The sequence below is a fragment of the Agriterribacter sp. genome (assembly GCF_035445465.1).
In the GTDB taxonomy this organism is placed as follows: Bacteria; Bacteroidota; Bacteroidia; order Chitinophagales; family Chitinophagaceae; genus Agriterribacter.
On sequence record NZ_DAOMQT010000040.1, the window covers coordinates 24,254 to 38,719 of the forward strand.

Annotated in this window: 13 protein-coding genes; 4 read left to right on the plus strand and 9 right to left on the minus strand. The window is 42.7% G+C overall.

Annotation, left to right across the window (positions count from 1 at the left end; translation table 11 throughout):
* The first annotated feature begins 10 nt into the window (after positions 1 to 10).
* A complete protein-coding gene (gene gldD / locus PLE34_RS16225; RefSeq protein ID WP_324558644.1) occupies positions 11 to 661 on the plus strand; it encodes a gliding motility lipoprotein GldD in 651 nt (216 codons plus the stop codon).
* Positions 662 to 848: 187 nt separating this feature from the next.
* Here gldD and PLE34_RS16230 read toward each other — a convergent pair whose 3' ends face one another.
* From PLE34_RS16230 to PLE34_RS16255, 6 genes are all read right to left on the minus strand, one after another.
* Positions 849 to 1,193, minus strand: a complete 345-nt coding sequence (locus PLE34_RS16230; RefSeq protein ID WP_324558664.1) for a hypothetical protein — start codon at positions 1,191 to 1,193, stop codon at positions 849 to 851.
* Positions 1,133 to 2,479 (minus strand): DUF418 domain-containing protein, encoded by a 1,347-nt coding sequence (locus PLE34_RS16235; RefSeq protein ID WP_324558645.1) that lies wholly within the window; start codon positions 2,477 to 2,479, stop codon positions 1,133 to 1,135. Before PLE34_RS16235 ends, PLE34_RS16230 begins: the two co-directional genes overlap by 61 nt.
* A 145-nt stretch (positions 2,480 to 2,624) precedes the next feature.
* The gene (locus PLE34_RS16240) at positions 2,625 to 4,997 is read right to left on the minus strand and encodes a T9SS type A sorting domain-containing protein (RefSeq protein ID WP_324558646.1); all 2,373 of its coding nucleotides are present in this window, start codon (positions 4,995 to 4,997) and stop codon (positions 2,625 to 2,627) included.
* 351 nt (positions 4,998 to 5,348) lie between these two features.
* The gene (locus PLE34_RS16245; RefSeq protein WP_324558648.1) at positions 5,349 to 5,789 is read right to left on the minus strand and encodes a nuclear transport factor 2 family protein; all 441 of its coding nucleotides are present in this window, start codon (positions 5,787 to 5,789) and stop codon (positions 5,349 to 5,351) included.
* Positions 5,790 to 5,818: 29 nt separating this feature from the next.
* On the minus strand, positions 5,819 to 6,361 hold the full coding sequence (locus PLE34_RS16250; protein WP_324558649.1) for a hypothetical protein: 543 nt from the start codon (positions 6,359 to 6,361) through the stop codon (positions 5,819 to 5,821).
* A gap of 87 nt (positions 6,362 to 6,448) precedes the next feature.
* Positions 6,449 to 7,285, minus strand: coding sequence for a DUF6597 domain-containing transcriptional factor (locus PLE34_RS16255; RefSeq protein ID WP_324558651.1), 837 nt, complete (start codon positions 7,283 to 7,285; stop codon positions 6,449 to 6,451).
* 181 nt (positions 7,286 to 7,466) lie between these two features.
* On the opposite strand from PLE34_RS16255, the gene PLE34_RS16260 reads away from it, so the two are divergent.
* From PLE34_RS16260 to PLE34_RS16270, 3 genes are all read left to right on the plus strand, one after another.
* On the plus strand, positions 7,467 to 8,048 hold the full coding sequence (locus tag PLE34_RS16260) for a DUF3109 family protein (RefSeq protein WP_324558653.1): 582 nt from the start codon (positions 7,467 to 7,469) through the stop codon (positions 8,046 to 8,048).
* Complete coding sequence (locus PLE34_RS16265; RefSeq protein WP_324558654.1) at positions 8,041 to 9,423, plus strand: LutB/LldF family L-lactate oxidation iron-sulfur protein; 1,383 nt, start codon at positions 8,041 to 8,043, stop codon at positions 9,421 to 9,423. The genes PLE34_RS16260 and PLE34_RS16265 overlap by 8 nt, the downstream gene beginning before the upstream one ends.
* A 90-nt stretch (positions 9,424 to 9,513) precedes the next feature.
* Positions 9,514 to 10,830 carry a polysaccharide deacetylase family protein gene (locus PLE34_RS16270; RefSeq protein ID WP_324558656.1) on the plus strand — a complete coding sequence of 439 codons (1,317 nt, stop codon included), beginning with the start codon at positions 9,514 to 9,516 and terminating at the stop codon, positions 10,828 to 10,830.
* 10 nt (positions 10,831 to 10,840) lie between these two features.
* Here the strand turns inward: PLE34_RS16270 and PLE34_RS16275 are convergent, their stop codons facing one another.
* From PLE34_RS16275 to purH, 3 genes are all read right to left on the minus strand, one after another.
* The gene (locus PLE34_RS16275) at positions 10,841 to 11,302 is read right to left on the minus strand and encodes an SRPBCC family protein (RefSeq protein WP_324558658.1); all 462 of its coding nucleotides are present in this window, start codon (positions 11,300 to 11,302) and stop codon (positions 10,841 to 10,843) included.
* Positions 11,303 to 11,672: 370 nt separating this feature from the next.
* Positions 11,673 to 12,647 carry a DMT family transporter gene (locus tag PLE34_RS16280; protein WP_324558660.1) on the minus strand — a complete coding sequence of 325 codons (975 nt, stop codon included), beginning with the start codon at positions 12,645 to 12,647 and terminating at the stop codon, positions 11,673 to 11,675.
* A 124-nt stretch (positions 12,648 to 12,771) separates the two neighbouring features.
* Positions 12,772 to 14,331, minus strand: a complete 1,560-nt coding sequence (purH, locus tag PLE34_RS16285; RefSeq protein ID WP_324558662.1) for a bifunctional phosphoribosylaminoimidazolecarboxamide formyltransferase/IMP cyclohydrolase — start codon at positions 14,329 to 14,331, stop codon at positions 12,772 to 12,774.
* Positions 14,332 to 14,466: the final 135 nt, after the last annotated feature.

A 14,466-nucleotide genomic window follows, 5' to 3' on the forward strand; every position in this document is an offset into this window, starting at 1 on the left:
TAATTGTAAGATGATTAAAAAAACAGGCCTTCCCCTCTCCTTTTTGTTCTTGTTTACCACGATACTATTTTCCTGTAACAGCAATTACACGCCCCGGCCCAAAGGATATTTTGCCATCAACTTTCCGCAGCATCAGTACCAGTTGTTCAACCAGCCTGGTTATCCGTATAGCTTTGAGTACCCGGTATACAGCACGGTTACTAAAGACAGCGCTCTTTTTGATGAAAACCCCGACAATCCTTACTGGATCAATATTGACATTCCTTCTTTTAACGCGCGGATATACCTGAGCTATAAAACGATCGGGGGAAGATCATCATACCGCGTAAAAACCGATCACGGATATAAAGATTCTTCTTCCTTAAACACGTTTGAAAACCTCCGCGAAGACGCCTATAAAATTACGTTCAAGCATACCGTAAAAGCCTCTTCCATTCAAGATTCGGCATTTGTAACGCCTCATGGCATTGGCGGCATTTTTTTTACCGTAGGCGGCAATGCGGCAACCGGCAGGCAGTTTTTTGCAACCGATACCGTTAAACATTTCCTTCGCGGCGCTTTGTATTTTAACGCTACCCCCAATGAAGATTCTCTACACATTGTATACGATTTTTTACAGCAGGATATGATGCATATGATCAATACGCTGGAATGGAAATAGGGGAGCGTTTATGGTTTATGGTTTGCCAACGAAACTCCCTTCTCGTTACAAGTATTAAGCCCTGCTACTTATTATTATTTTTTCATTTTCTCCGTGATTCGCGCATTTTACGAAACACAACAACAGACCCGTGAGGCAGGTGCCTGGCAGGCAAATCAACGCTTCACTGTCATCCCTAAAGTTGAAACTACAGTACTTTTACGGCTCCTTTGTCAATATAAAAAACCTTTCGGCTTTTCTTATTTACAACTACTTCTTTGGTTGATACTTTTCCAAGCGAACTAATAATGCCTTTTTGAAAAAAGGGTTTCCATTCGTTCATTGTAAAGACTGTTGCGTGATAGGCGCCTTCTGTTTTAATGTATCCCCTGGCTGCGGCTTGCAGATTTTTCTTTTCCTTTAATTGAAAAAAATCGGTAAAGTCGTTTAGCCGCGTTGTACCAACGGCATAAAATATTTTTCCCCCTTTGGTTAAAGCTTTTGCATTTTTTTGCGCATAGGCTGTACCTGGTGGTAGGTAAGGCTTCGCCAAAGCCACTCTAAGGGACCGAACCTGAAATAGCGCAGCCATAACGGGCTTAAAAAGAACTGTAATAACCAGATGAAGCACACGATATAAAATACCTGGTAATACTCCAGCCTGCCAAAATAGTTGAGCCCATAACCAAAAAAGAAAAGTGTGCAAATGACGGTTTGCATTACATAGTTGGTTAATGCCATTTGCCCCACTGCTGCCAGCCTGCGGAACTGAGACTGTAGTATACCGGATTGAAAAATTAATAAGATTAATGAAGTATGGGCTAAAACCAGTAGTATTCGCTGAACAGGGTAAATAAGGTTTATCCAGGCAATAACGTGCTTTTCCATATGGACAAAAACTGCCGCGAGGTTAGGGAAATAAGTATACCCATAGTAAAAATCGTATAGCACTAAAGGCAATCCTGCGCCATAGCCCAGCAAAGCCGTCCATTTATATTTTCTTCTTGTCCATTTGCCGGTAAAGAAACCCCATTTGTACAAGGCCATGCCCAGCAACATTAAAGCCAGGGGATCCCATATCCCATAAATGAGGTATTTGGTTTGAAACTCCAAGGAAGCTTTCCGGACTTTTTTTGCCACAGTGCTGTAGCCCGATTTCATTTTACTGGTATTCTCAATAATATCCTGGTCGTTGGGAATAAAGCTCAACTCCATTTCCCGCCATTCCGCCAAAACCTTTTTTTGTGATTCATCCGGTTGTTGTAAACCAATAGATTGTTTAACCTGTACATAATCCAATCTCTTTTGCCGGATGTCCTGATAAAACATGGTTTGAGTTACAAACTCAACAATGGCAACCAACGGTAATGCTATAATCAGGTATTGGGGCTTCATTTTTCTGAACAGGAAAGCGATCATTCCAATTACGCCGTAGAAATATAAAATATCGCCTTCCCAGAGCAGCAGATGAGCATCAACCAGCCCAAATAATATCAGCCAGCCCATCCGCCTGTAAAATAAAAATGTGATAACGCTTTCACGTGCTTTTTTATTTGCGATGAATAAAAGAATACCCGCGCCGAAGATCATAGAAAACATGGCACGCATTTTACCTTCAAAAAAAACAAGCATTACGGCCCTTACCCAGAAGTTTACATTGCTCGGATCGGTGCGAAAAGCTTCGGAATAGCGTTGCGGCATGGAAAATTCCGTGATATTCATCAGCAATATTCCCAGCAAAGCAATACCACGCAGCACATCAACGGATGGAATACGATTTGCCTGGGAAACAGGAGTGACCGGCAGATTATTAATAAAAGTAGCAGTTGCAGTGTTCATAATATTTGTTTACCGGCCCGTTAATACTTTAGTAGTTATTACATGTCCTTCATGGAAGGCTGCTCATAGGTGATAAGAATAGGATATCAGCAATTTTGTATTAGTTATACAATTGCCTCGCAGGCTTATCTGATTTTATGCAGTATTACTCTTTTATCAGCTTTTTTACTATCCGGCTATTTTCTTTCATAACCTCTATCAGATAAATGCCTTTGGCCAAGTTGTGAGCGGGTAAACTAATGGTATTGTTTCCTTTAAACGATTGCTTTCGATTATGTACCAATATCCTGCCCTGCATGTCTATTATTCTGATGTATAATAATCCGGCCTTGTTCGTACTTATAGAAAATACAATATTGCTCTGCACAGGGTTTACTATTGAATGAACCACATCCTCTCCTTTTAGTTTTACCTGCTCAATCCTGCTAAAATCGTATTTCCCGTCTAAGTCTGCCTGCTGTAGTCTGTAATACAATACGGAAGTATTGTTCATAACAGAGGAAACATCATCCGTCCAGCCATATTGCAATACACTATTGCTATTGCCTGCCGAATTTACGCGGACTCTATTTTCAAAATCAATGCCGTTCGCACTCCGCTGAACAACAAAATGACTGCTGTTTTGCTCTGATGAGGTTTGCCAGTTGAGTTTAACCTCATTATCAACCAATGTTGCGGTAAAGTTTATGAAAGTAACAGGCAGCGCGCTATTGGTTCCGGCAGTAATAAAAAAGCCGCTGAACCCTGTAACGTTAAAACTCACACTCCAGTAGCCCGGTTCCAACCCTCTTCCGGGATGCCATTCAATATCTTCATCTTCCGGATTAATTAATTTGAAGCCGGCATCGGGATCATAGGAGCCGGGCAATCCCCGTCCATCGGATGAAATACCATGAAATTGGTTTACGCGAAGCTTAGCTTTGTTAGCTGCATCGCCGGAACCGGCAGGAAGGTGGTCTTTTTTTGTACCGACCGCTGTATTATAATTGTCAAAATCTTCCTGCGTAAAATACAGTGTTACTTTGGCGGTTGCCGTAGAAGGGTTATCGCTTTGAGGAGAAATATCGTAGTGCCTCGCAACGTAGTATTCATCATTATATTGGGGCACCGAAGTATGGACAAATGAAATTGCTTTTACTCTTCCCCACAGAGGGTTAGCCTGGTTGGGTAACACAGACGCGATTATTTTGCAACCGGAAACTAAAGCAGTGGTACCTCCATAAACGTACGTATCCGTTTCGGTTCTGTTTTCTGCAAGCATTGCCGCAGACCCAGGCATTACTTCAAATTGATATTCATAAGCTCCTATATCTGCTATCTCATTAATAATTCTTTCCTTACCGGTTATATCCTCATCATAGCCACTGATGCCTGCATTGACTGCCCTGTTTATGGCCTGACTGCATGACAAAATATTTAATCCGTCATCACCCGTAAACCATTTATTATCTGCTCCGTCAGGATCTGCCGGGTTTCTGAATTCCGGGTCAACACTCAAATTGCCGATGCCGGTATATCCGCCGGCAATAATGCAATAGTTAACTCCTTTTATATCTGTGGATCCATGACTGCCCCATAATGGAAGAGCACCGGCAGCATTCCATACTATAGTATTTGTGAATGAAAGATTACTGTTTCGGTTATCCGCAACATTATCTCCAATTATGCCGATGTTGTTATATAAAGTGCTATTATTAAAATGTACTGTAGAATTTCGCGTGCTGTATATGGCTCCTCCGCTATTAGCTACAATATTATTCGCGATAACACAATTTGTAAAACGCACCTGAGCATTATCGCTATAAATGCCACCTCCATTACTGCCTCCGGTTTGCCCGCTATTGGCCACATTATTATAGATTGCGCAATTTTCAAATGTTATGTTTACGGTATTCAGCAAATAAACCCCTGCGCCATTATCCCTTCGCATTCTAACATTATCATCAATCTCAATGCTGCCTGTGCCATCAGCAAAGCCGTTTCGTATCTGAAATCCGTCAATAGCCAGGTTACTAACATCGTACAAAGTAAGCACATGGTAGCTCTCAAACTGATCGGCTATATCCCCGTCAAGGATAACAGGATTATTGATATAATCCCGCACTCTGTTTTCTCCGCCGCTATTAGGATATCCGCCTATAAGGCTATAATTATTTCCTATAAAAAAAGTAGCGTCTCTAAATTCAGGAGCTACAGATTCGCTGGCCTTATAAATGCCCGCGGCTACATAAATGGTTTTAATATTATTGCAGGCATTACCAATATCCAATGCCGCCTGTAATGTTTTTTTGGCAGTAGCCCATGTAGTTCCATTGCCCTCATCATTTGGCCGGTCCGCATTTACATAAAGGCTTGCGCCGGAAGGGCATGTAATAGTTCCGCCATTATTACCACCCCCGCCTTCGCCCCCCTGACAAGGAATGCACCGGCGCATTGATCCTTCGATGGTGGATTGCGCTTTAACTGCATTAAAAAGGGCCAAAAGCAAAATAAAACTAAAGAAGCAGTTTTTTTTCATACTGTCGGTTTTGAAAGTTTACCTGAATTTTGCAGTTTTAATTTACTTGTGGTTGCAAGCAGATAAAATCTATTTCAAACCTAAGGGTCATCCCATTTAAATTCAATACCCCATTGGGTGATTTTAATAATGGAAATGTTTATAGCGTGTATTACCTTTTTATCCTGGCGTTTAATTTCTTTTAAGTACAGCAATGCAATAACAGCACCTGCTATACCACGTATACGTATAAAGAGGTTTTTTACAAAAGGAATGATTGGAAAAAGGAAAATGATCCTTATGATGCAGGGAAAACAAGTATCGCAGGCGCATGAATGCTCCCGAATCTTTTACATTAGGTTTGCCAAACGTTCAGCTACCCAGTTGTTTTTTCAGATCCTCATGATCCCAACTGATCTGGATATCGGTTATTTTATTTTCAGGGTTTAAACGGAAAATAAAAATATGATCACTGTCGAAGTGCAACCCTTTATTGGGAATATCGCCAAAATCTTTTTCCTGCGTTCCGCGTATCACTACCTGGCAGCGAACGGAATTGTCGTCTTCCGCTACGGCAGCATCTAAGGTATTATCAATATCGGGGAAACAATCAATCAGGGCAGACCAGATGCCTTTCCCCAACTCGTGGATCTTACCTTTTCCGGCATCACCCAGGGGCTTAAAATCTATTGTTCCTTCGGGATGGCAGAGGCTGAGCATTTTATCTACATTCTTTTGCTGGTAAGCGAACATAAAAGCCACGCATGCATTTTTAAGGCTTAATGCGTGTTGTTCGCGGATGGCGGCTGGCATAACTGTAATTTTATTTTGTTAAAAAATAGTTACTTCAAATTGTCGGACGGCACAGCATTCCTGTAATCCCAGAAGGCCGAAACATTTACGATCTTCCATTCCCCGTTTTGCTTTTCCATTAACCTCAGTTCCTTGCTAAATTGAAATTGCTTACCTGCCTGGTCGCTGTTATACTGATCCCACAACAGATAGGCAACAGTATCTGCATAAAATTTGGTGATCATGTTTTTGCGCAACACCACCGGATGGCTGCTGCCTCCCGGCTCTACCGGATAGGTTTTGATGTAATTGCCGATTCCGGAATCAACTGCAGCCCATCCTGTTTTGGCATCTATAGTGCCATCCCCGTTATTCCAGGCCTGGAACGCATAGTGTGTATGAATATAAAAGTTTTTCCAGCTTTCATAATCCCGTTTATAAAAGGACCTGGTTTCTCCTTCAATTACCTGCATAATTTTTTCCATTTCTTTAGTTTCATCGAAACTTGCGGCTAATGTTTGCTCCGTAGTTTTATTATTGCACGACTGAAATAAAAAACCGGTGAAAAGTAATAGGAGGATGAACTGTTTCATTTTCGCTGTTTGTTGCATAAAAGTAATAACAACCAGCACCGGTTTCATTGTAAAACTGCGACAAAATTGTTCGGGGAGCAGTATTTGTTATTGAAGGGCTTTTGTTACCGGCTTTTGAATCATGGTAGCCAGCTCTTTATTGGCTTCGAGGTATTGCTGCGGAGTACGGCCCGTAAATGCTATAAAATCTTTTATAAAATGCGACTGGTCATAATAAGCGCAGTCGCTGAAAAGCTGTACCCAGTCTGCTTCCTTTTTACCCGCTATCCTGTTCATTAAAAATGAAAAGCGCCGGATACGCGCATAATATTTGGGACTAAGCCCTACTTTTTTAAAAAATTTTCTTTCGAAGTTCCTGCGTGACATAAATATATCTTTCAGCAGGTCATTTACATGCAGCATACCGTTCAGCTCAACAATACGGTTGGCGGCAATATCAATTTCATCGGGCTCCGGAATATTGTGGTGGCATAATTCCAAAACAAACTGTTCCATCAGCTTTGCCTTTTCTGAAGCATCGGTAAGGATTTTTAATTGTTCTTCTATATGCGCTACCAGCCGGGAGCTGATCTTTTCCTTCAAATCAATCCTTTCTTCCGTAAACTCATATACCGGCAGATGGAATAACGAAGCCAGCCCGGCAGGCTTAAAAACGATTCCTGCAACAGCTATACAGCCGCTTAATGTCAATGAATAACTGTATATGGCCTGACCTGCAATAAAACTACCGGGAACAGCAAGCATATCGTATTTCTTATTCTTTAGCGTATATGCATCCCCGGTATTGAATACGACGGAGCAAAAGCCATTAGGCGGAGACTCAACAACCAGGTTGCTTACCAGTTCTTTTTGGGAAGTCCATATATAATAGGTTTCAATAAAAGGAGCCAGTTGTGCGCAGGGGCTGAATTTTTGATACAACATAATAATGATTCAAATGGTGTGCCTGCATTTTTCTTTTTATGCTTTCGAATTACCAGTCTCTCTTTCAAAAATAAACATTTCTCCAATTTCCCACATTCACCACATTTTCCACACTTCCACATTTCTCTGTTTCTCCTGTTTCCACGCCTGCACAATACAGTATCTTTACAAAAAAATACCCGTGATAGAAATTGATAACATACTGGTAAGTGATGAGGTGGTAAAAGCTCAATTTGTGTGCGACCTTATGAAGTGTAAGGGCGGCTGTTGTGAAGATGGAGATGCCGGCGCACCTTTAACGGGCGAAGAAACGGAAACGCTCAATGCCATTTTTGAAGCGGTGAAGCCCTATCTTACGAAAGAAGGATTAGCAGAAATTGAAAAAAGAGGCAGGTATTATTACGATAAGGATTTTGGCTGGGTAACCCCCACCGTTAATGGCAAAATTTGCGCATACGGCCATTACGACAATAAGGGGATTATTAAATGCGGTATTGAGCAGGCCTATTTAGATGGCAAAACGCAATGGAAAAAACCCATAAGCTGCCATTTGTACCCGGTTAAAACAAAAAAAACAAAAACATACGAGCTGGTAAACTATGAGCCGCGGGAAACGCTGTGTAATCCTGCCTGCCAGTTGGGCAAAAAGTTAGAAGTGCCGGTATATGTTTTTCTGAAAGAGGCACTAATCAGGAGATTTGGTGAGGATTTTTACAGCGTTCTTGACCAGGTTGCCAAACAATATTACGACGAACATGACTGAACAGGCGTCTACATTTATTGCTAAAAGTACCATCAAAGCGGCCGACCTGGAGCACCGCCGCACCATCAATCACAATATCAGTAAATATAATGCTGCTGTACCTGCGGGTAAGTTGCAGTTCCATGACCTGAACTTAGCGAGGGAAAGAGCAAAGAATGTGAAATGGAGAGCTATAGAAACCTTAGATCAGCAATTGGAGGAATTTGAAAGACAGTTTACAGCAAGAGGCGGGAAAGTAATATGGGCGGAAACAGCGGAGCAGGCTTTGGATGAAATATTGATGATCTGTAAAGCAAAAGCATGTAAAACCATTGTAAAAAGCAAAAGCATGGTGACGGAAGAAATTCACCTGAACGCTTTTTTGAAGGAACACGGTATAGAAAGCATAGAAACGGATCTTGGCGAATATATACAACAGTTAGACGAAGAAGCGCCTTATCATATTGTTACCCCTGCCATGCATAAAAGCAAGGAAGACATCGCTAAGCTTTTTGCTGAAAAATTAGGAACGGATTCAAGGCTCAACCCGGAACAATTGACACAGGTTGCCCGCAATATTTTACGGGAAAAGTTTACACAGGCAGCAATAGGTATTACCGGCGCTAATTTTTTAATTAGCGATACAGGCGCCATAGCCATTACGGAAAATGAAGGCAATGCACGCTTAAGCTGCGCCTGGCCTCCTGTACATATTGCCATTGTGGGCATCGAAAAAGTAATCCCTTCCTTTTCAGACCTCGGGCTTTTTTGGCCGCTGCTGTCAACCTATGGCACAGGTCAGCGCATCACCGTTTACAATACCATTGTTTCCGGACCCCGGCAACCCGGCGAAACAGACGGGCCGGAAGAAATGTATGTTATATTGTTAGACAACGGAAGAACTAACCTGCTGGCTAATGCAAAAGCGCGTGAAGCCTTGTATTGCATTCGCTGCGGCGCCTGCCTCAATGCATGCCCCATATACAAAAACATTGGCGGACACAGTTATAATACCACGTATAGCGGGCCTATAGGAAGTGTTATTACACCGCATTTAAAAGGATTGAATGAGTGGAAGCATTTAAGCTACGCTTCTTCCCTTTGCGGGAACTGTACCGAAGTATGCGCCGTAAAGATCAACCTGCATGAGCTATTGCTCGAAAACCGGCATGAAGCGGTGGCGCATCACGATACTTCCTTTGCAGAACGGATGGCATGGAAAGGGTGGAAGCAGGCCATGCTGCACCGGGGAATGATGAATATGGGCAACGGCAAATTAAAAAGCAGGATCGTAAGCAAGCTTTTTAAGGGGTGGGCAACACACAGAAGCGCATTGCAGTTTCCCGCCAAAACATTTAATGAAATATGGAAAGAGCAGCATACCCCTCCAAAATAATTACGCTGCTTCGCTAAATGCGGGGTGGCATAAAAAAGTACTTCGTAATTTTTTCGGCTGGTTTCTTTTACTTGTTTATTTTGTGGATGCATGCTTTTGATCTATTCTACATATAACAGCCCAAGACTACAATATATAGCGGATGTTTTGCTGGATAACCTGAGTGGTATAGCCGTATCCTTCACCACCCGGCCCGATGAATTTAGGGAGCATGAAGGGCCTAAGATCAATTATTCCCCCGATACCTTAGCGCAGGATGAGCTGAAAATAATACCGGCATCGCTGTTATTCGAAACCGGCATCACACCGCAAAACATTCCCTGCAAAGAACGCGGCGGATACAAAATACTATTCCCCACAGACAATGGCGACCTGTCTTTTGATATTTTTGCCGCCTCTTTTTATTTGCTCAGCAGGTATGAGGAGTACCTGCCGCACCAGCCGGATAAATACGGGCGATTCACGCATACCGAAAGCACAGCATACAAAGAAGGATTCCTGCAGCAGCCTTTGATCAATTACTGGCTTGTTGATTTCCAAAAATCATTGCAGTCTAAATTTACCACGCTGGTCTTCGCGATAAAGAAATTCAGGTTTATACCCACCTATGATATTGATATCGCCTTTTCGTACCTGCATAAAGGTATTACAAGAAATGCAGGCGGGTTAGTGCGTTCCCTTCTGAAAGGAGAACTGGCTGATATGAAAGAACGTATAGCCGTACTCGCCAAAAAGAAAGAAGACCCTTTTGATGTATACGAATGGCTTTATGCGCTGCATCTAAAATATAACCTGCAACCCTATTATTTTTTTCTTGTGGCGGCTTCACCGGGCGAATACGACAAGAATGTTGATCCGCGGCATGCTGAAATGCGGGAACTGATCAGGTATCATGCAGCGGGCTACAATACAGGTATACACCCATCCTGGCAAAGTGGTGATAATAACGAATTGCTGGAAGCGGAAATACAAACACTGGAAGACATTATTGGCCGGAAAGTAGTGCACAGCCGCCAGCATTATATTCGCTTTACCCTGCCCGGCACCTACCGGCAATTAATTGATCATGGCATTTTAAATGAATTTTCAATGGGCTATGGAACCATTAATGGCTTCCGGGCTTCCATCGCTTCTCCTTTTTACTGGTATGATCTTCCACGAGAAGAAAAAACATCATTATTAGTATACCCTTTTTGCTTTATGGATGCCAATGCATACTACGAGCAAAAACTTACCCCTTCGCAGGCATATAGTGAAATACAATACTACCACGATATCATTAAAAAAGTAAATGGCGCCATGATCAGCATCTGGCACAATAATTTTTTGGGGAGCAATAAGATGTTTGATGGCTGGAAGGAAGTGTATGAATTATTTTTAAAAGAGGTAGTATACTGGGATTTGTAAGGGTGAGTGGTCAATGCTGAACAGTGAGAAGGGGATGGTCTGTTGCTAGTGGTGAGGACGTTTCAGCCTCCGCTAATTGCTTTACATTTTTCATAGCCTGCGAAAGATCGCTGGAAGCATTGCGGCCAAACAGTTTCCACCACATCCAGCTTAACGGGCCTTCCACCCATATTTCATGCGTAAATGTGGTTTTCATATTGTGATAGCCAAGAAAGCGATGAATGTGTATTTGGGCCAGTGGCAGTTTGGTGGTAACGGTATAAGAAAAATTAGGATCGCAGGAAGTAACGGTAAAACCCGCTTTTGGACCTTTTTCAGGAATTAGCACACCATGAACATTTTTTTGAAAGCTGCCTTTCAGCAAAGCCTCCCGCAACATCACATCCCATTGTTTCCAGTTCTTTACATCCGTCCATATTTTCCAGATCTTTTCGGGGCTTGCTGTTGTCAGCATGGTATGTGTGATATGCATATATGGGATTTTTGAACTGCAGGCAAGATATTCCTATTATAATGAAAAAAATGAACAACTTATACAGAACAAATCTGATCAGCCATATACTGCTGATTATCAATTTATAACCCCTATATTAAGTTTATGTTACGTAAAGTGAAAAAATCATACAGCATCGGTGATTTTGCCACAAAGGCCAGAATCACAAAGTAAAACGCCCTGTGTCTTCAGTGATAAGTAATAAGAGGGTGCCACTAAGACACTAATGCACTAAGTTGCACCAGGTTGTGTCCTGCGTCTTCGTGTCCTGGTGACTGCTATGTAGAAAAGCATAAAATGTTTTGTGAGTCTTTGTGTCGCTGTGGCAATATTGCTTTTTTATGATCGTCTATTCATTATCCATCTTCGCCTTTCTTTTAAATCCTGTGTTTACCAGGTAAATACCCAGTATGGTTACTATGGTTCCGGCAGCTATGATGATGGTTAATTTTTCACTGTTCAGCAATGCGCCTACTATTACAGCCACAATAGGATTAATATATGCATATACCGACACCTGCTGCGCCGGCAACCTTTTTAACGCGTAAACGAAGGCGGAATACGTAATGATGCTGCCCACAAATACCAGGTATAAAATAGAATACCAAACCTCCGCGCCTGTACTATGCAAAGGGGTGTACTGCCCGCTGAACCAGGCTACCAATAAAAGCACGATCCCTCCAAGGAACATTTGCCAGCCTAAGCTAAAGTAGGGATTAACATGTTTGGCGTTCTTTACAGTAAATATGGTACCAAAGGCCCAGGTAACCGATGCTATAAGATTTAATACTATGCCCACAGAAAAATTAGTATTAAAAAGATCCTGCAGGTAATCTGAAAAAATGATAAGGATGCCGCTTATACCAAGCAGCAGGCCAATGATCGTCATGGCATTAAGCTTCGTTTCCTTAAACACAAATGTGCTTAGTATGGCGATCCATAAAGGAGATGCCGCGCCTATTACCGCACCCAGCCCGCTGGGGATATATTTCATAGACCAGGTACTGAAACCATTATTGATAACGATCATCAGCAGGCTCATCCATCCAAACTGAATAAACTGATCGCGGGTGGGCAGCTTAAACCCTTTTATAAAAAAATAACCCAGGAAAAAGGATCCCGCAAGGAACTGCCGTATACCCGCAAGCTGCAGGGCAGGCATATACTGTACGCCTTTCTTAGATGCCAGCCATGTGGTTCCCCAGAAAAAGCAAACCACTACCACTGCCAGCACCGCTTTGGTTCTGTCGCTTTGATTGCGCAGGTAAACAGGTTCTATGATGCTTTTAGCCCTGCCATAAATATCGTAGATATAGTTTTTCATAACAGGTGCTGCAGGCAAACCGTACAGATAGTGTCCATATTGTTTTTTTAACTGTGAAACATGAAATGACAAGTTAATCGTTATTGTTCCACTTTATACTACAGACACTATAAGCTGCTGCCTGTTAATGCCTGAAATGCCTTAAGCCGGTAATAACCATCGCCAGCTTGTTTTGCACGCAATATGCAATGGAATCTTTATCGCGTATAGAACCACCGGGTTGTATAAAAGCGGTGATGCCCGCTTCATGACCCAGCTTAACACAATCATCAAAAGGAAAAAAAGCATCTGAAGCCAGCACAGCGCCATTCAAATTAAACTTGAACTGCCCTGCTTTCTCCACTGCCTGGCGCAGGGCGTCTATACGGCTGGTTTGTCCGCACCCTTTACCCAGCAACTGTTTATTTTTTACCAGGGCAATGGCATTCGATTTTAAATGTTTACAAACGATATTGGCAAAACCCAGGTCTGCTTTTTCTCCGGCCGTGGTTTCCCTGCCCCCGCTTTCTTTCCATTCGGTGTAATTGCCTTTATCATTTTCCTGCATCAGCACGCCGTTCAGTATTGTTTTAGACTGGTGAGTGGCAGCGGGTTTTTCTTTCAGCGTAAGTAATATCCGGTTCTTTTTACCCTGTAAAACACTTAGGGCATCTGCACTATACGCGCCGGCGATTAGCACTTCAAAAAATATTTCGCTTATCGCTTCGGCGGTAGGTTTGTCTACTATCCCATTGCATACCAGCACGCCGCCAAACGCGCTCTCCGGGTCGCCTGCCAGGGCAGCATCCCAGGCTTCCTTAATACTACCCCGTGCGGCTATTCCACAAACGTTGGTATGTTTGATAATCGCAAAAACGGCTTCCTGCCCCGCTTCATTTCCAAAAGAAGGAAACTCACCGATCAACTGAACGGCTGCATCCACATCCACGAGGTTATTATAGGAAAGCTCCTTACCGTGCAGCTTATCAAAAACAGCATCCAGGTTACCATAAAAAACACCCTGCTGGTGAGGGTTTTCACCATAACGCAATATTTGTCCTTTACCGCCATAATTCAATACCGCAGCGGAAGGATTGAAATAGTTGCTGATGGCAATGTCGTAATGCATTACAATTTCAAAAGCTTTGGCGGCAAACGCGCGGCGCTGCTCAAAAGTAGTTTCGCCGTTTTGATCCGATAGCAGGTTTACCAGGGCCGCATAATCGTCTTTAGCCGCCACCACCAGCAGGTCTTTACAATTTTTGGCCGCGGCGCGGATCATGGATGGCCCGCCGATATCAATTTTTTCCGTGATCATTTTCTCCGCTTCTGCCGCGCTTCCTGTAAAGGAAGACGACTTTGCCTCTGCCAGCGTTTCTTCAAAAGGATACAGGTCAACGATCACCAGGTCAATTTCAGGAATGTTGTATTCCTTCATTTCCGCTATATCCTGCGGTACGTGGCGGCGGCCTAAAATTCCTCCAAAAACAACGGGATGGAGGGTTTTTACTCGCCCTCCCAATATAGAAGGATAAGTGGTAAGACTTTCAACCGGCACACAGGGGATGTTAATAGCTTCAATAAATTTTTGGGTGCCGCCGGTAGAGTATATGGTAACACCAAGTCTGTGAAGCTCTTTTACAACGGGCTCAAGTCCGTCTTTATAAAAAACGGAGATAAGTGCGGAACTGATCTTTTTTTGCATAGTATATATTGCTGTACACCCTATGGACATTATAGCTAGCCCCAGGGAGCTGAAGTTATAAATCAAGTATAAAAGCGCCATCTTCCTGCACGGAATGGCGGCGCAAATGTAAACTATCGCAGTCATTTTTCCATT

What these genes read in the sequence shown, in the direction of transcription:
- PLE34_RS16265 (WP_324558654.1), top strand. Translation starts at nt 8,041, where the DNA reads ATGACTGAACAGGCGTCTACATTTATTGCTAAAAGTACCATCAAAGCG.
- PLE34_RS16255 (WP_324558651.1), bottom strand. Translation starts at nt 7,285, where the DNA reads ATGTTGTATCAAAAATTCAGCCCCTGCGCACAACTGGCTCCTTTTATT.
- purH (WP_324558662.1), bottom strand. Translation starts at nt 14,331, where the DNA reads ATGCAAAAAAAGATCAGTTCCGCACTTATCTCCGTTTTTTATAAAGAC.
- PLE34_RS16235 (WP_324558645.1), bottom strand. Translation starts at nt 2,479, where the DNA reads ATGAACACTGCAACTGCTACTTTTATTAATAATCTGCCGGTCACTCCT.
- PLE34_RS16280 (WP_324558660.1), bottom strand. Translation starts at nt 12,647, where the DNA reads ATGAAAAACTATATCTACGATATTTATGGCAGGGCTAAAAGCATCATA.
- PLE34_RS16270 (WP_324558656.1), top strand. Translation starts at nt 9,514, where the DNA reads ATGCTTTTGATCTATTCTACATATAACAGCCCAAGACTACAATATATA.
- PLE34_RS16240 (WP_324558646.1), bottom strand. Translation starts at nt 4,997, where the DNA reads ATGAAAAAAAACTGCTTCTTTAGTTTTATTTTGCTTTTGGCCCTTTTT.
- PLE34_RS16245 (WP_324558648.1), bottom strand. Translation starts at nt 5,789, where the DNA reads ATGCCAGCCGCCATCCGCGAACAACACGCATTAAGCCTTAAAAATGCA.
- PLE34_RS16250 (WP_324558649.1), bottom strand. Translation starts at nt 6,361, where the DNA reads ATGAAACAGTTCATCCTCCTATTACTTTTCACCGGTTTTTTATTTCAG.
- gldD (WP_324558644.1), top strand. Translation starts at nt 11, where the DNA reads ATGATTAAAAAAACAGGCCTTCCCCTCTCCTTTTTGTTCTTGTTTACC.
- PLE34_RS16275 (WP_324558658.1), bottom strand. Translation starts at nt 11,302, where the DNA reads ATGCATATCACACATACCATGCTGACAACAGCAAGCCCCGAAAAGATC.